General features: G+C 72.7%; 12 protein-coding genes. 4 read left to right on the top strand and 8 right to left on the bottom strand.

Features of this window, described 5'->3' with window-relative positions:
- The first annotated feature begins 84 nt into the window (after positions 1-84).
- On the top strand, positions 85-2,025 hold the full coding sequence (locus ACIBTU_RS35710) for a helix-turn-helix domain-containing protein (RefSeq protein WP_399130860.1): 1,941 nt from the start codon (positions 85-87) through the stop codon (positions 2,023-2,025).
- A gap of 73 nt (positions 2,026-2,098) precedes the next feature.
- Here ACIBTU_RS35710 and ACIBTU_RS35705 read toward each other — a convergent pair whose 3' ends face one another.
- On the bottom strand, positions 2,099-3,487 hold the full coding sequence (locus ACIBTU_RS35705; protein ID WP_399130858.1) for an MFS transporter: 1,389 nt from the start codon (positions 3,485-3,487) through the stop codon (positions 2,099-2,101).
- A 264-nt stretch (positions 3,488-3,751) separates the two neighbouring features.
- Between ACIBTU_RS35705 and ACIBTU_RS35700 the strand changes: the two genes are divergently transcribed.
- Both ACIBTU_RS35700 and ACIBTU_RS35695 read left to right on the top strand, forming a co-directional pair.
- Positions 3,752-5,974 (top strand): NADP-dependent isocitrate dehydrogenase, encoded by a 2,223-nt coding sequence (locus ACIBTU_RS35700; RefSeq protein WP_399130857.1) that lies wholly within the window; start codon positions 3,752-3,754, stop codon positions 5,972-5,974.
- Positions 5,975-6,084: 110 nt separating this feature from the next.
- On the top strand, positions 6,085-8,046 hold the full coding sequence (locus ACIBTU_RS35695) for a M13 family metallopeptidase (RefSeq protein ID WP_399130856.1): 1,962 nt from the start codon (positions 6,085-6,087) through the stop codon (positions 8,044-8,046).
- Positions 8,047-8,143: 97 nt separating this feature from the next.
- Here the strand turns inward: ACIBTU_RS35695 and ACIBTU_RS35690 are convergent, their stop codons facing one another.
- The 6 genes from ACIBTU_RS35690 to ACIBTU_RS35665 all read right to left on the bottom strand — a co-directional run bounded on the left by ACIBTU_RS35690 (position 8,144) and on the right by ACIBTU_RS35665 (position 14,251).
- On the bottom strand, positions 8,144-8,863 hold the full coding sequence (locus ACIBTU_RS35690; protein ID WP_399130855.1) for a dienelactone hydrolase family protein: 720 nt from the start codon (positions 8,861-8,863) through the stop codon (positions 8,144-8,146).
- An 82-nt stretch (positions 8,864-8,945) separates the two neighbouring features.
- Positions 8,946-9,785, bottom strand: a complete 840-nt coding sequence (locus ACIBTU_RS35685) for an ABC transporter ATP-binding protein (protein ID WP_399130854.1) — start codon at positions 9,783-9,785, stop codon at positions 8,946-8,948.
- Complete coding sequence (locus ACIBTU_RS35680; protein WP_399130853.1) at positions 9,782-10,807, bottom strand: ABC transporter ATP-binding protein; 1,026 nt, start codon at positions 10,805-10,807, stop codon at positions 9,782-9,784. The genes ACIBTU_RS35685 and ACIBTU_RS35680 overlap by 4 nt, the downstream gene beginning before the upstream one ends.
- A complete protein-coding gene (locus ACIBTU_RS35675; RefSeq protein ID WP_399130852.1) occupies positions 10,804-11,670 on the bottom strand; it encodes an ABC transporter permease in 867 nt (288 codons plus the stop codon). The genes ACIBTU_RS35680 and ACIBTU_RS35675 overlap by 4 nt, the downstream gene beginning before the upstream one ends.
- Entirely contained in the window at positions 11,667-12,620 is a 954-nt protein-coding gene (locus ACIBTU_RS35670; RefSeq protein ID WP_399130851.1) for an ABC transporter permease, read from the bottom strand. Before ACIBTU_RS35670 ends, ACIBTU_RS35675 begins: the two co-directional genes overlap by 4 nt.
- Positions 12,617-14,251, bottom strand: a complete 1,635-nt coding sequence (locus ACIBTU_RS35665; protein WP_399130850.1) for an ABC transporter substrate-binding protein — start codon at positions 14,249-14,251, stop codon at positions 12,617-12,619. Before ACIBTU_RS35665 ends, ACIBTU_RS35670 begins: the two co-directional genes overlap by 4 nt.
- Before the next feature lie 159 nt (positions 14,252-14,410).
- Here ACIBTU_RS35665 and ACIBTU_RS35660 point away from each other — a divergent pair, with 159 nt between their 5' ends.
- Positions 14,411-15,478: a LacI family DNA-binding transcriptional regulator gene (locus ACIBTU_RS35660; RefSeq protein WP_399130849.1), complete on the top strand. Its 1,068-nt coding sequence runs from the start codon at positions 14,411-14,413 to the stop codon at positions 15,476-15,478.
- Between the two features lie 250 nt (positions 15,479-15,728).
- Here the strand turns inward: ACIBTU_RS35660 and ACIBTU_RS35655 are convergent, their stop codons facing one another.
- Entirely contained in the window at positions 15,729-16,973 is a 1,245-nt protein-coding gene (locus ACIBTU_RS35655) for a hypothetical protein (RefSeq protein WP_399130848.1), read from the bottom strand.
- Between the last annotated feature and the right edge of the window lie 32 nt (positions 16,974-17,005).

The following is a 17,005-nucleotide window of genomic DNA, read 5'->3' as shown; positions in this document are numbered from 1 at the left end:
GGGCGGGTGAACGGGATTCTGTGCCGTCCGGAGTTGTCCACAGGGCTGGCGGCGCCGGCCGTACGGCGGGTAATCCTGTTGAGCATGTCGCACCACCGACCGCACCCAGCCCCGGCCTCCACCCCGGTGACCACCACCGACGCGGAGGCCCCGTTCCTGGAGCTCCTCGCCAGGGGCGCCTCCGCCGACGCCTACGAGCAGCCGGCGCTGCTCGCACGCGCCGAGGGCGCCGGCCCCGAGCGGACCGCCGCCCTGGAGCGGGCCAAGCTCCTCGCGCTGACCGTGCGGGCGGAGATGGAGGGCAGACGGCGCCGCGAGGCCGAGCTGTCCGCCCTGTTCGAGACCGCGCACGACCTGGCGGGACTGCGCGACCTCGACTCGGTCCTGCAGGCGATCGTGCAGCGCGCCCGCTCCCTGCTCGGCACGGACGTCGCCTACCTGACGCTCAACGACCCGGCCCGCGGCGACACGTACATGCGGGTCACCGAGGGCTCGGTGGCGGCCCGCTTCCAGCAGCTGCGGCTCGGCATGGGCGAGGGGCTCGGCGGCCTCGTCGCCCAGACCGCCCGCCCGTACGTCACCGACGACTACTCCCAGGACGTGCGCTTCCAGCACACCCGCACGATCGACGCGGGCGTCGGCGACGAAGGACTCGTGGCCATCCTGGGCGTGCCGCTGATGCTCGGGCCCCAGGTCATCGGCGTACTCTTCGCCGCCGACCGGCGGGCCCGCGTCTTCGAGCGGGAGCAGATCGCGCTGCTCGGCTCCTTCGCGGCGCTCGCCGCCGCGGCCATCGACACCGCGAACCTGCTCACGGAGACCCGCCAGGCCCTCGCCGAGCTGGAGCGGGCCAACGCGATCATCCGGGACGGCAGCGCCGTCGTCGAGCGCGCCTCGGAGGTCCACGACCGGCTCGGTGAGCTGGTGCTGCGCGGCGGCGGGGTGCACGACGTGGCCGCCGCCGTGTCCGAGGTCCTCGACGGCACCGTCGAGTTCGCCGACGTCGAGGACGCGCCCGGCGACGCGCTGGAGGCGTCCCGGGCCGAGGGCCACGCCGTGCGCCGCGGCACCGACTGGGTCGCCGCCGTCGCGGCGGGCGGGGAGCTGCTCGGCGCCCTCGTGCTGCGCGGCCATCACGGCCTCGACCCCGTCGACCAGCGCACCCTGGAGCGCGCCGCCCTGGTCACCTCGCTGCTGCTGCTCGCCCGGCGCTCCGCCTCCGAGGCCGAGCAGCGTGTCCGCGGGGAGCTTCTCGACGACCTCCTGGACGCGCGCGACCGCGATCCGCGGCTGCTGAGGGAGCGGGCCGCCCGGCTGCACGCCGACCTGGACGCCACCCACGTGGTGCTCGTGGCCCGCATCGAGGCCGCGGCCGCCGACGCGGAGGAGGAGGCCGAGACCCGCCGGCGCCTCTGGTCCGCCGCCGACCACGTCGCGGCCACCCGGCACGGTCTCGCCGCCGCGCGGGACGGCCAGGCCGTGCTGCTCCTGCCGCTCGGCGCGGGCACGGCCTCCGCGATCGCGGCCCAGGTCGCCGGGCGCCTGTCCGAGGCGATCCACGAGAAAGTCACCGTCGGGGCCTCCGCCCCGGTCACGGGCCTGGCGGGGCGGTCCGAGCGCGCGGCCGCCGCCCACACCGAGGCGCGGCGCTGCCTGGACGCGCTGCGGCTGCTGGGCCGGGCGGGGGAGGGCGCGGCGGCCGAGGACTTCGGCTTCCTCGGGCTGCTGCTGTCGGACAGCCGGGACATCGCCGGGTTCGTCGCCCGCACGGTCGGCGAGGTCGTCGACTACGACGCGCGCAGAGGCACCGACCTGGTGCGGACCCTGGACGCGTACTTCGACTCGGGCATGAGCCCGGCCCGCACCAAGGACGCCCTGCACGTCCATGTGAACACGGTGGCGCAGCGCCTGGAGCGGATAGGCCGCCTCCTCGGCCCCGACTGGCAGGCGCCGGCCCGGGCCCTGGAGATCCAGCTCGCCCTGAGACTGCACCGCCTGTCCGGTTCCTCGCTGCGCATACGGTGACCCCCGTACGCCGGGCGGCGTACGGGGGTCGAGAGGCCGGACGCGGGCCGGTCGCAGGTCGGACGCGGGGGCGTCAGACCTGGTGCGCGTCGGCCGGCCGGTCCGCGGGCACGGGGTCCGCGCCCTCCTCGGAGCCGATGGCGGCGAGGTCGCGGTGGCGGGTCTCCTTGGCGACGCCGACCGCGATCAGGGTCAGCAGCGCGGCGGCGATCACGTAGAGGCAGATCATCGTGGCGTCGCCGTACTCGGACAGCAGGGCCGTCGCGATGAGCGGGGCGGGCGCGCCCGCCGCCACGGAGGCGAACTGGGCACCGATCGACGCCCCCGAGTACCGCATCCGCGTCGCGAACATCTCCGAGAAGAAGGCCGCCTGCGGGGCGTACATGGCGCCGTGCAGGACCAGCCCGACGGTGATGGCGAGCAGCAGCTTGCCGAAGCCGCCGGCGTCGATGAGCGCGAAGAACGGGAAGATCCACAGGCCGACACCGGCGGCCCCGAGCAGGTACACGGGCCGGCGGCCGACGCGGTCGGAGAGGGCGCCCCACAGGGGGATGACGGCGAAGTGCACGGCGGAGGCGATGAGGACGGCGTTCAGCGCGGTCTGCTTGGAGACCCCCGCCTCCAGCGTCGCGTAGACGAGGACGAAGGCGGTGATGACGTAGTAGCTGATGTTCTCGGCCATGCGGGCGCCGATCGCGACGAGCACATCGCGCCAGTGGTGGCGGAGCACGGCGACGAGCGGCATCTTCTCCACCGTGTCGCGCTCGGTGGCCTTGCGCTCCTCGGCGCGGGCCAGCGCCTCCTTGAACACGGGCGACTCGTCGACGGAGAGCCGGATCCACAGGCCGACCATCACCAGGACACCGGAGAGCAGGAACGGGACGCGCCAGCCCCAGGAGGTGAACGCGGCGTCCGAGATCAGCGCGGTGAGCGCCGACAGCACACCGGTCGCGAGCAACTGGCCGGCGGGCGCGCCGGTCTGCGGCCACGAGGCCCAGAAGCCGCGCCGGTTCGCGTCGCCGTGCTCGGAGACCAGCAGGACGGCGCCGCCCCACTCGCCGCCGAGCGCGAAGCCCTGGACGAGGCGGAGCACGGTGAGCAGGACCGGGGCGGCCGTCCCGACGGTGGCGTGCGTGGGCAGCAGACCGATCGCGAAGGTCGCGCCGCCCATCATCAGGAGGCTGATCACCAGCAGTTTCTTGCGCCCCAGCCGGTCGCCGTAGTGGCCGAAGACCAGCGCGCCCAGTGGCCGCGCGGCGAAGCCGACCGCGTAGGTGAGGAAGGAGAGCAGGGTGCCGACGAGCGGGTCGGACTCGGGGAAGAAGAGCTTGTTGAACACGAGTGCGGCGGCGGAGCCGTAGAGGAAGAAGTCGTACCACTCGATGGTGGTGCCGATCAGGCTCGCCGCGACGATGCGCTTGAGGTGTCCGGGGGAGGGCGGAGCGGTTGCTGCGGAGGCCATGTGCACCACTTCCAGGCGAAGGCGGGGACGACTGCGTGCTGGCACAAGGTAGGAACACGCAGGTCAGCGGCACATGTGGTGGGACACCATACTTTCGGGCTCGGCTGTGGTGCCAGCCGTGGGGCGGACGACGGGCCGCCGTCGGCGGGTTCTGTGATCCTGCAGGCAGGGCCCTTTCGGATAAGGACCCGGTACGAGATATCTTGATGTCGAGCAATCTGAGAAACATGCAGACGACGTGGAAGACGTGGAGCGGAGCCCCCGGTGACTGACTCGACCATCATTTACACGCACACTGACGAGGCCCCGGCCCTCGCGACGTATTCCTTCCTGCCCGTGATCGAGGCGTACGCGTCCACCGCCGGTGTGCGGGTCGAGACCCGTGACATCTCCCTCGCCGGGCGCATCATCTCCTCGTTCCCGGAGTACCTGAACGAGGACCAGCGCATCGCCGACGCGCTCGCCGAGCTGGGCGACCTGGCCAAGACGCCGCAGGCCAACATCATCAAGCTGCCGAACGTCTCGGCGTCCATCCCGCAGCTGAAGGCCGCCATCGCGGAGCTGCAGGAGCAGGGCTACGCGCTGCCCGCGTACCCCGACGAGCCGAAGACGGACGAGGAGCGCGAGGCCCGCGCCCGCTACGACAAGATCAAGGGTTCCGCCGTGAACCCGGTCCTGCGCGAGGGCAACTCCGACCGCCGCGCCCCGGCCTCGGTGAAGAACTACGCCAAGGCCCACCCGCACCGCATGGGCGCCTGGACCCCCGAGTCCAAGACCAACGTCGCGACCATGGGCGAGAACGACTTCCGCTCGACGGAGAAGTCCACCGTCATCGCCGAGGCCGGCTCCCTCAAGATCGAGCTGGTCGCCGACGACGGCACCGTCACGGTCCTGCGCGAGTCCGTACCAGTCCTCGCCGGTGAGGTCGTCGACGCCTCCGTGCTGCGCGTCGCCGCCCTGCGCGAGTTCCTCGCCGCCCAGATCGCCAAGGCCAAGGCCGAGGGCGTCCTGTTCTCCGTGCACCTCAAGGCCACGATGATGAAGGTCTCCGACCCGATCATCTTCGGCCACGTCGTGCGCGCCTTCTTCCCGAAGACGTTCGCGAAGTACGGCGAGGTCCTCGTCGCCGCCGGCCTGTCCCCGAACGACGGCCTCGGCACCATCCTCAAGGGCCTGGACTCCGTGCCGCACCTGGGCGAGGAGATCAAGGCCTCCTTCGAGGCCGAGATCGCCGAGGGCCCGGAGCTCGCCATGGTCGACTCCGACCGCGGCATCACCAACCTGCACGTGCCGTCCGACGTCATCGTCGACGCCTCGATGCCCGCCATGATCCGCACCTCGGGTCACATGTGGGGCCCCGACGGCCAGGAGGCCGACACCCTCGCCGTCCTCCCGGACAGCAGCTACGCCGGTGTCTACCAGGTCGTCATCGACGACTGCCGGGCCCACGGCGCCTACGACCCGTCGACCATGGGTTCCGTCGCCAACGTCGGCCTGATGGCGCAGAAGGCCGAGGAGTACGGCTCCCACGACAAGACCTTCGAGATCCAGACCGCCGGCACCGTCCGCCTGGTCGACACCGCGGGCAACGTGGTCCTGGAGCAGGAGGTCGCCGAGGGCGACATCTTCCGCGCCTGCCAGGCCAAGGACGCCCCGATCAAGGACTGGATCAAGCTCGCCGTCACGCGCGCCCGCGCCACCGGCGACCCGGCCGTCTTCTGGCTCGACGAGACCCGCGCCCACGACGCCCAGCTGATCAAGAAGGTCGAGCAGTACCTGCCGGAGTTCGACACCGAGGGCCTGGACATCCGCGTCCTCTCCCCGGAGGACGCCACCAAGCTCTCCGTCGAGCGCATCCGCCAGGGCCTGAACACCATCTCGGTCACCGGCAACGTGCTGCGCGACTACCTGACCGACCTCTTCCCCATCCTGGAGCTGGGCACCAGCGCCAAGATGCTGTCGGTCGTCCCGCTGATGAACGGCGGCGGCCTCTTCGAGACGGGCGCCGGCGGCTCCGCCCCGAAGCACGTCCAGCAGCTGGTCAAGGAGAACTACCTGCGCTGGGACTCCCTCGGTGAGTTCCTCGCGCTGGCCGTCTCCCTCGAGCACCTCGCCACCACCACGGGCAACGCCCGCGCCAAGGTCCTCGGCGAGACCCTCGACCGCGCCACCGGCACCTTCCTCAACGAGGACAAGTCGCCGACCCGTCGCCTCGGCGGCATCGACAACCGCGGCTCGCACTTCTACCTGGCCCTGTACTGGGCCCAGGAGCTCGCCGCGCAGACCGAGGACGCCGAGCTGGCGAAGGCCTTCGCCCCGCTCGCCGAGTCGCTCAAGGCCAACGAGCAGAAGATCGTCGACGAGCTCATCGCCGTCCAGGGCTCCCCGGCCGACATCGGCGGGTACTACCAGCCCTCGCCGGCCAAGGCCGCCCAGGTCATGCGCCCGTCGCAGACCCTGAACGAGGCCCTCGCCTCGCTCGCCTGATCCCTGCCGGACCTCCACCGCCCCGGTCGGCCCCGTGCCGCCGGGGCGGTGGCGCGTCCGCAGGGGCAGGGGACGCGCTTCCCCGCCCCTGACCTGGGTAGGCTGCGTCGATGAGCACTCTGGATGACGCACGTCCGGGCATGGACCCGGCGATCCGCCCGCAGGACGACCTCTTCGGTCATGTCAACGGCCACTGGCTGGCGACCGAGCCGATCCCCGACGACCGCTCCAGCTGGGGCCCCTTCGTGCAGCTCGTGGACGTCGCCGAGCAGCAGGTCAAGGAGATCATCCAGGAGATCGCCGAGGGCGGCCCGACCAGCCTCGACGACACCGAGGCACGCAAGATCGCCGACCTGTACGCGTCGTTCATGGACGAGGAGCGGGCCGACGCCCTCGGCCTCGACCCGGTCCGGCCGCTCCTCGACGAGGTGGCGCGGATCGGTGACGTCGCCCAGCTCGCCTCCTTCCTGGGCCGCTTCGAACGCACCGGCGGCTCCGGCCTGTTCGGCGCGTACATCGACACCGACGACCGCGACTCCGACCGCTACCTCTTCAACCTCCTGCAGGGCGGCCTCGGCCTGCCCGACGAGTCGTACTACCGCGACGAGAAGTTCGCCGAGACCCGCGAGAAGTACGAGGCGTACCTCACCGAACTGCTCACGCTCGCCGAGCACGCCGACCCGGCCGCCGCCGCGCGCACCGTCCTCGCCCTGGAGACCCGGCTCGCCGAGGGGCACTGGGAGCGCGCCGAGACGCGGGACGTGCAGAAGACGTACAACCTCACGACCTTCGACGAACTCACCGCGCTCGCCCCGGCGTTCGACTGGCGCGGCTACGTCACCGGGCTCGGCGGCAGCGACGACACGCTCGCCCAGTCCTGCGTGCGCCAGCCCTCGTACCTGGCCCACCTCTCGACCGTCCTCACCGAGGTCCCCGTCGAGCAGTGGCGCGACTGGCTGCTCGCGCGCGTGCTGCGCTCCAGCGCCCCGTACCTGTCCTCGCCGTTCGTCCGCGTCAACTTCGACTTCTACGGGCGCACCCTCAACGGCACCCCGGAGCTGCGGGCCCGCTGGAAGCGCGCCGTCGCGTTCGTCGAGGGCGCCATGGGCGAGGCCGTCGGCAAGGAGTACGTCGCCCGGCACTTCCCGCCGGCGTCCAAGGCCCTGATGGACGAGCTCGTCGCGAACCTGCTCGAGGCCTACCGGCAGTCCATCGGCGCCCTCGACTGGATGACGGACGAGACGAAGGAGCGGGCGTACGAGAAGCTCGCCACGTTCCGCCCGAAGATCGGCTACCCGGACCGCTTCCGCGACTACTCGGGCCTGACCGTCGTCCCCGGCGACCTGCTGGCCAACGCGCACGCGGCCGACGCCTTCGAGCACGACCGGCAGATGGCCAAGATCGGTGCCCCGGTCGACCGCGACGAGTGGTTCATGCTGCCGCAGACCGTCAACGCGTACTACAACCCGGGCACGAACGAGATCTGCTTCCCGGCCGGCATCCTGCAGAAGCCGTTCTTCTCGCCGGAGGCGGACGCGGCCGAGAACTACGGCGGCATCGGCGCCGTCATCGGCCACGAGATCGGCCACGGCTTCGACGACCAGGGCGCCCAGTACGACGGCCGGGGCAACCTCAACGACTGGTGGACCGCGGACGACAAGGCCGCGTTCGAGGGCAAGTCGAAGGCGCTCATCAAGCAGTACGACGGGTTCTCGCCGCGCAATCTGCCGGGCGAGTTCGTCAACGGTGCGCTGACCGTCGGCGAGAACATCGGCGACCTCGGCGGCCTCACCATCGGGCACACCGCCTACCTGATCGCCCTCGCCGGGGCGCCGGTTCCCGAGGCGGACGGACTGACCGGCTCCCAGCGGCTGTTCATGAACTGGTCGTTCTGCTGGCGCACCAAGCGGCGCAAGGAGCAGGAGCAGCAGTACCTGACGATCGACCCGCACTCGCCGCCGGAGTTCCGGGCGAACATCGTGCGGAACCTCGACGAGTTCCACGAGGCGTTCGGCACGGTCGCGGGGGACGGGCTGTGGCTCGACCCCGCGGATCGGGTGCGGATCTGGTGAGTTGTCGTTGAGCGGGGTCGGGGGGTTCAGGCCCCCCGGCCCCGCCGTCTCGGGGCTCCGCCCCGGACCCCGCTCCTCAATCGCCGGAGGGGCTCGGTCAACCGATCGTCGACTTCAGGAAGTCGAGTGTGGCCGTCCACGCCTGGCGCGACGACTGCGCGTCGTAGACCTCGGGGCGGCCGTCGTTGAAGAAGGCGTGGTCCGCCGGGTAGAGGCGGAAGTCGGGCACGATGCCGGACTGCTGCTCGATCGTCCGGCGCAGGCCGTCGAGCGTCGGCAGCGGGATCGTCTGGTCGTGCTCCCCGTAGTGGCCGAGGATCTGCGCCCTGAGCCCCGAGAAGTCGGGGACCTCGTGCTGGATGACCCCGTAGAACGGGACCGCCGCCGAGACCCGCGCGTCCCGTGCCGCCAGGTGCAGCACGAACCCGCCGCCCATGCAGAAGCCCACCACGCCGACCGTGCCGGACGTGACCTCGGGCCGCGCGAGGAGATGGCCCACCGCGCCCGAGAGCAGCTCCACGGCCCGCTGCTCCGGCAGCTCCCGCATCATGCGGAACGCCTCCTGCGCGTCGTGCGCCACGTTCCCGCCGTACAGGTCGGGCGCGAGCGCGACGAAGCCCTCGGCGGCCAGCCGGTCGGTGACGTCGGCGATGTGGTCGGTCAGGCCCCACCACTCCTGGATCACGATGACGCCCGGGCCGCTGCCCGAGGGCGGCAGCGCGAGGTAGCCGTGCGCGGGCGTGCCGTCGCTGTCGAACGTCACGTTCTGGCGGGCCGGGCGTCCGGTGGACCGGGGCGCGTCGGGGGTGTCCGTCACGAGGTGCCTCCTGTAACTGGATGATCGGATTCCACGATGCCAGTCCGGTCACCTCGTGAAGACGCGGGGCGCGCTCAGGTCGTCAGGCGGGTCCCCGATCCGGCCGGGCCGCCCCCGGCACCCAGCCCCGCCGCGGTACGGAGTCCAGGAGCAGCCGTGTGTACGGGTGCTCCGGCGCGTCCAGGACCCGGGCCGCCGGGCCCTGTTCCACGACCTGGCCCGACTTGAGCACCAGGACCTCGTCGGCGATGTGCCGGACGACGGCGAGATCGTGCGTGACGAACAGGTAGCCGATGCCCGCGTCCCGCCGGATCGCGGCGAGCAGTGCGAGGATCTGCGCCTGGATCGACACGTCCAGCGCGGCGACCGCCTCGTCGAGGACGAGGACCCGCGGCTCGACGGCCAGCGCGCGGGCGATCGCCACGCGTTGGCGCTGCCCGCCGGAGAGCCGGCGGGGGAGCGCGGCCGCCTCCCGTTCGCCGAGGCCGACCTGGTCGAGGAGTTCGGCGACCCGGGCCCGGCGCGCGGCGGCGTCCAGGTCCGTGTGCAGCCTCAGCCCCTCCTCGACGCACGCGCGCACGGTGATGCGCGGGTCGAGCGAGAGATACGGGTCCTGGAACACCATCTGGATCTCGCGGGCGCGGGCCAGCCGTTCGGCCCGGCCCCGGGCGCGGGCCGAACGGTCGCGGCCGTCCAGCCGCACGGTGCCGGAGTCCGGCCGCTCCAGGCCGACGAGCATGCGGACGGTCGTCGTCTTCCCGCTCCCCGACTCGCCGACGAGTGCGAGCGAGGCGCCGGGCGCCAGCTCGAAGGAGACGCCGTCGACGGCCGTGTGCCCGCCGAACGTCTTGCGCAGCCCCTCGACCACGAGGCCCTGCCGGGCGGCGTCGGTGGTGGTGGTCGTGCTCGTGGTCGTCGTCATGGTGCGATTCCTTCGTCGGCCCGGTGACAGGCGGCCAGTCCGTCGCCGTGCCGGGCGAGCACGGGCGTCTCCTCGGTGCAGCGCGGCAGTACGTGCCGGCAGCGCTCGGCGAAGGCGCAGCCCGGCGGTGCCTCGGCGAGCGACACCGGACGCCCCGGGATCGGCCGCGGCGGCGGCGCGTCCGGTTCCAGGCGCGGGGCGCAGCCGAGCAGGCCCGCCGTGTACGGATGCCGGGGCCGGTCGAACAGTTCGTCCGTGCCGCGCGTCTCGACGATGCGGCCCGCGTACATCACGTACACGCGATCGCAGACCGCCGAGGCGAGTTCGAGGTCGTGCGTGACGAACAGCAGTCCGGTGCCGCGCTCGGCCCGCAGCCGGGTCAGGATCGAGATGATCTCCGCCTGGGTCGTGACGTCCAGGGCGGTGGTCGGCTCGTCGGCGAGCAGCAGCGCGGGCTCGGCCGCGAGGGCCGCCGCGATGACGACCCGTTGCAGCATGCCGCCGGAGAACTGGTGCGGGTGCCGGCGCAGCGCCCCGCGCGGGTCGCGGATGCCGACCGCCGCGAGGAGTTCCTCCGCGCGGGCGGTGGCCTCGGCGGCCGGGGTGCCGGACGCGCGCAGTCCCTCGGTGAGGAAGTCGCCGACCCGGCGCAGCGGGTTCACGGAGGCGCGCGGGTCCTGGAAGACCATGGTGACCTGCCGGGTGCGCAGCGCGGTCAGCTCCGCCGGGCCCATGCCGAGGACGTCCCGGCCCCGGACCCGCACCTGCCCATCGGCCCGGGCGCCGCCGGGCAGCAGCCCGAGCACGCTGCGGCAGGCCACCGACTTGCCGGAGCCGGACTCGCCGACCAGGCCGACCGTCTCGCCGGGCAGCACATGCAGGCTGACACCGTCCAGGATCGGCCGGGCGGCGCCTGATCCGGCGCCGAGCGCGACGGTCAGATCCGTGATCTCCAGGACCGGACCCGGGCCGTCGGCGCGATCGGCCGGACGCCCCTCGGGGTTCTTCTCCAGCGTGCTCATCGCTCCCGCCTCGCAATCCGGTCGGCGAGCCCCTCGCCGACGATGCCGAAGGCCACCACGGCGAGCACGATGCACACCGAGGGCGCCAGCGTCGGCAGCATCGCGCCGAGCTGGACGGCCGACTGCCCCTCGTTGATCATGGCGCCCCAGTCGGCGGTCGGCGGCTGCACACCGAAGCCGAGGAAGGAGAGCGCCGCCAGGTCCATCAGCGCGTAGCCGAAGTTCATCGCCGACTGGGCGAACACCGTCGGCGCGATGTTCGGCAGCAGGTGCCGCAGCGAGATGGACCACCCGGACCAGCCCTGCACCCGGTACGACTCGATGTACGCCCGCGCCTTCTCCTGCCGGGCGATGCCCCGCACGAGCCGGCCCACGTACGGGGTGTACGCGACGGCCATGGCGGCCACCGGCGCCGTCATCCCGGAGCCGGCCACGGCCACGAGCAGGATCGCGAGCAGCAGTCCGGGGATCGCGAACACGAGGTCCATCGAGCGGGACAGCAGGGCGTCCACCCAGCCGCCCCGCCAGGCGGCGGCCACGCCGAGCACGGTGCCGAGCAGGGTGGACACGGCGACGACGAGCAGCGGTCCGAGCAGACCGGTGCGGGCACCGTACATCACCCGCGACAGGATGTCCCGGCCCGACTGGTCGGTGCCGAGCGGATGGTCGCCCGAGCTGCCGACCAGGCTGTTCGCCAGGTCGACGGCCTCGGGGTCGTGCGATGCGAGGACCGGGGCGAGCAGCGCGACCAGGACGAGGGCCGCGAGCACCGCGATCGACGCGGTGAACATCGGTCCCTGGCCGAGGAGTCGGAGCCGCCCGAAGCCGATCCGGCGGTGCGGCACAGCAGTTGTCGTCGTCATGCGGAACCTTCCCCGCGCAGCGACAGGCGCGGGTCGATGAGGGGAGCGAGGAGGTCGACGACGAGGTTCACCACGCCGAAGGCCGCCACGCTGAGGAGGGTGATCGCCTGCACGACCGCGAAGTCCTTGGCGGTCACCGACTGGACGAGCAGCGAGCCGAGCCCGGGCACGTCGAACGCGGTCTCGACGATGGACGTGCTGATCAGCAGGCCCGCCAGCATGGTGCCGCCGACCGTGACGACGGGCCCCAGCGCGTTGCGCAGCACGTGCCGGCGCACCACGTCGCGGTGGGCGACACCGCGGGCCCGGGCCACCTCGACGTGTTCGCGGCCCAGTTCGTCGAGCATCGCCGAGCGCGTCACGCGGGCCAGCAGCCCGGCGAAGGTGAGCGCGAGGGCGAACGCGGGCAGCGTCAGGTGGTACAGCCGCTCGGTGAGACCGCTCGGGGTGCCGCCGGGCCCGGGGAACCAGCCGAGCTGCACCGAGAACAGCGACACCAGCACCAGCGCGGTCACGAACGACGGGGTCGCCGTCGCCACGCCGGTACCGACGAGCACCGCCCGGTCGAACAGGCCGGGGCGCAGCGCCGCCGCGATCCCGGCCGCCGTGCCGAGGACGGCGACGAGCAGCGCCGCGTACCCGACGAGGACGGCGGTGCCCGGGAGACGGGAGCCGATCAGCCCCGAGATGTCCTGGTGGAACTGGGCGGAGCGGCCGAAGTCCCCGTGCAGCACACCGCCGAGCCACTTTCCGTACTGCAGCGCCAGCGGGTCGTCCAGGTGGTACTGGGCGCGCAGCGCCGCCACGGCGTCCGGGGTCGCCGGGCGCCCGTGCAGCAGGAACGTCACCGGGTCGCCCGGCGCGAGATGGATCGCGCCGAACACCACGAGGGAGGTCACGAACAGCACCGCCACGAGCCCGGCGAGCCGTCCTGCCAGGTAGCGCGTCATCGCTTCGCGGCCCCGATCATCGCGGCCCACGGGTAGTACAGCTGGGCGATGCCGGTGGGCGCGCCCGTGACGCGTGCCCCGAGGAACACCGAGTACGGGGCCTCGTACACCGGGATGATCGGCAGCTCGCGCACGGCGATCTTCTGCAGCTCACCGGTGAGTTCGGTGCGCTTCGCGGTGTCCGGCTCGGCGTTGGCCCGGTCGAAGGCGGCGTCGAACTCGGGGTTCGACCACTTCCCGTAGTTCCCGAAGTCGCCGGTGCGCAGGTACTGGTAGAACTCCAGCGGGTCCGGGGTGTTGTCGTAGCCGTTGGTGATCACCAGATCGAGGCCCTTGCGGGAGCTCGGGTCGACGAAGATGTTGCTGTACGCGTCCGGGGCGACGGCCTTGAGCCGCACGTCGAGGCCGATCTTGCGGCCCGCGTCCTGCACCGCGTTGGCGACGACACTGATCTCGGGAGCCAGGCTGCTGGTGACGATCGTGAGGCGCGCGCCCTTCGCGCCGGCCTCGGTGACGAGCTTCTTCGCGGCCTTGACGTCGAACGTGGGCTCGGGCAGGGCGTCGTGCAGCTTGTGGCCGCGCTCCGCGTCGAGCGCCCAGGCGCCGCGCGCGGCCGGGGCCTTGGCCGGTTCGCCGACGCCGCCGGCCGCGGCCTTGATGATGTTCTTGCGGTCCAGCGCCATCGACAGGGCCTTGCGGACCTTCAGATCGCCGAGCGGGCCCTTGAAGTCGAGCACGGCGAGGTCGGCCGCCGCCGTGTTCGGGCCGAACAGGAGCTTCCCCTTGCCGCTGGAGCGCAGCTGGGTGAAGGACGAGGACGGCACGAGGTAGCCGCCGTCGGCGGTGCCGGAGCGGAACGCGTTGGAGCGCGCGGCCGGATCCTCGATGAACGTGAACTTCACCGCCGCCGACTTGGGCGCCAGCCCCTTGTCCCAGTACCCGGCGAACCTCTTCAGCGTGATGCTGTCGCCCTGCTCCCAGCGGTCGAAGGCGTACGGGCCCGTGCAGTTGACCGTGCCCTTGGGGGTGCCGTAGTCCTTGCCCTCCTTCGCGAGGGTCGCGGCGGACTCGATGGTGCCCGGGGAGGCGGCGAGCAGCTCGTTGAAGAGGACGTCGGGCTTGGAGAGGCGCACCGTCACCTCCAGGTCGCCGGTCTTCGCTATGGACCTGACGTTCTTGAACGCCGAACCCCAGGGCGAGCCGGTCCTCGGGTCCATCTGCCGCTTCAGCGAGGCGACCACGTCGTCGGCGGTCATGGCCGAGCCGTCGTGGAACTTCACGCCGGAGCGCAGGGAGTAGACGTACGTCTTCGGGTCGGGCTGCGTGTACTTCGTCGCGAGCCCCGGCTCGATCTTCAGGTCGGGCGTCACGCGCAGGAGCTGCTCGCAGACGTTGGCGAGCACGGTGTTGGGCGGGTAGTCGTAGGCCAGCGCGTAGTCGAGCGTGTACGGCTCCGCGTACAGCGACCAGGTGAACGAGTCGAGCGGGCCCCTCGCGGCCGGGGAGGTCGCCTCGACGGAGTCGGTGGCGGACGGTCCCGCGGACTGATCGGTCCGGGCGCCGGAGCACGCGCTCGTGGCGGCGAGTGCGGCGACGCCGGCGAGGCACAGAGCGGTTCTGGGCATGCGCATGCGAAATCACCCCTATACGGGTTCGACGGATGCAGGTGGTGGTTTCCCGGAGTGGAGACCGGGCGGGGGGTGGACCGAAGTATTGATGCGGGAACGTTCCCGCACAAGGCTTTGCGGGAACGGTTTTGCTGAGGTCGTGGGGGTGGCAGCATCAGTGCCATGACCGAACCTTCACGGCGCCCCGGCCAGGCGCCGCCGCCCGCGCGCGTCCGGCTCGTGGACGTCGCCCGGGAGACGGGCCTGTCCAAGACGACCGTCTCCGCCGCGCTCAACGGCACCGGCCGCCTCTCGGACGCCGTGCGCGAGCGGGTCAGGGAAGCGGCCCGCGCCATGGGGTACCGGCCCAACGCCACCGCGCGCCAACTACGGGCGGGGCGCGCCCGGTTGATCGGCTACGTGGTCGGGGAGTACGCCCAGGAACCGTGGGCGTTCCTGGAGTCGCCGTACGTGGCCCGGCTGACCGGGTCCACCGCGGCGACCGCGCTCGACCGGGGCTACGCGATGGTGCTGCTGCCCTCCGGCACGCTGCAGAACGAGTGGGCCGACCTTCCCCTCGACGGCGTCGTCGTCGCCGACCCGCTGTCCGGGGACCGGATCGTCGACGACCTGCTCGCCGCCGGGATCCCGGTGTTCAGCGACCGCTCGGTGGCCGGGAGGGAGGGCGCGTACTGGGTGGACGTCGACGCACGGGCGGCCCTGCTCGAGGTCCTCGACCATCTCGGCGGGCAGGGGGCCCGGCGTCCCGCGCTCGTCGTGCCGGCGACCGACACCCGTTTCAACCGGGACGCGTTCGCCGGGTACGGCGCGTGGTGCGCGGAGCGGGGTGTGCCCGAGCGGGTGGCGCGGGCCGAGGAGGCGGGGAACGGGCCGGTCATCGCGGCGGTGGAGGCGGTGCTCGGACGGCCCGGCGCCGACGCGCCCGACGCGCTGGTCCTCGTCGCCGAGGTGAGCCCGCCGCTCCTGCTGGAGGCGGTGCGGCGCGCCGGCTTCGACGTGCCCGCCGACCTGCTGGTCGTCTGCGTCAGCGAGGACGTGACGGCGCTGCACACCGACCCGCCGATGACCACACTGAGCCTGAACCCGCGCGCCGTCGCGGAGGCCGGTGTCGAGCACATGGTGGCAGTCCTGGAACACGGCCACCTCGATCCGGCCGGAACGCTGGTGCCCACGCGGCTGGAGGTACGGGGATCGTCGGTGCGGAGGCCTCCGGCGGGGGAGGCGGGCTAGCTCCTGGAGCGCGCCGGCTGCTTGATGGCGAGGCTGAGTTCTCGGTCGCGGGGTGCGGGCGAGGGCGGGTGGTGCCGGAGCCGGCCGGGATGTCGGTGCGCACGTGGTGGGGTGCGGAGGTATCCGGCCGGGGACGCGGGCGGGGCGTGCCGGGCACCGCGTGGCGTTACGGGAGCCGGATCCTGGCCGTCGGGCGGGTCGCGGCGACGGACCTGCCGAGCCCGCGGGCTCGGCAGGGTCCCTGGCCGGGTCAGGAGGCGGGGTGGGCCTTCTGGAGCGCCGTGAGGCACGCGGCGATCGCCTGCTGGAGTTCCTCCAGGCGCCGCACCATGTCGTCCTCCACGATGTCGTCGATCTCCGCGACGTCGTCGAAGGTCAGCTCCTCGAAGGCCTTCGTCGCCTTGGAGATGCTGCTGTAGAACTTGGCGCGGCGCTCCTGCACGCGCAGCTCCGGGTCCTTCTCGACGGTCTCGGCGACGAGGTTGCGCACGGTGTCGTACGCCTCGCGGGCCCACTCGCCCGCCTCCTCGTCCTCCTCCAGCTCGTCGATCAGCGACAGGTGCCGCTCGGCCTCCTCGCGCAGCGCGGGCGACGCCTCGATCTTCTGGCCTGCAGCCGTCTTGACCTGGCCCTCCTCGGCGATCTTCCGCACGTACTCGAGCTGGCCGCCGGTCTTGGCCTCCTCGGCGACGGCCTTCTTCAGCTCGTCGGCGCGCACGATGTCGCGGGCCAGGCCCGAGCGCAGCACCGGGTCCTCGCCGAGGCGGTCCATCAGCGCCTTGCGGGCCGCCTCCGCGGTGCCCGGGTCGGCGAGGATCGCGGCGCGCAGCGCGGTCGGGTTCTCCGCGACCTCCAGCGCCTTCGTCGGACGGATGCCCTCCGCCTCGGCCGCCTCCGTGATCGCCTGACCGCGCACGGACGTCGCGCTGGAGCGCGACACGTAGTACGACAGCCAGACGTCGGCGTCCGGCAGCTCGACCTCGACGCCCGGGGCGAGCGCCTCGAACTGCGGGACCAGGCCGTCGTCGGCCGCCCGGTCCCACGTCTTGTAGAAGCGCATGACGCGGTCGGCCGAGCACTCGGCGAGCGCGGCGAACCGGCGTGCGGAGACCTTCTCCGTCTCGCCCGCGGCCTGCCCGCCGGGGCGCACGCTGCGCGCCACCTTGAGGGCGAAGGTCCAGCCGCCGGTGCGGGCGTAGCCGCCGAATTCGCGGGCGTCCCGGACGATGGCCTCCGGCACCTCACCGGGGACGTCCTCGGCCTCCTCACCGACCTCCACCTCCGCGCCGGAGGCGTCGGCGGCCGGAGCCGCGGCGGGCGCCTCGGGCTGCCAGAAGTTCTCCTCCCCGGCGGCGGGCGCCGCAGGCGCGGGCACGGGCGGCACGGCAGGCCCGGCCTCGACGGCCCCAGCGGTCTCAGCAGCCTCAGCGGCCGCAGGGACGTTGTCCTCGCCGGACGGGACGGCTGCCGCGGACGAGTCGATGGCTACGGTCACGTAGGTACTCCTGGGTGATCGGGCGCGTGTGG

The organism is Streptomyces sp. NPDC050145 (genome assembly GCF_044460245.1).
GTDB lineage: Bacteria > Actinomycetota > Actinomycetes > Streptomycetales > Streptomycetaceae > Streptomyces.
This window is presented reverse-complemented; position numbering and strand designations above follow the sequence as displayed.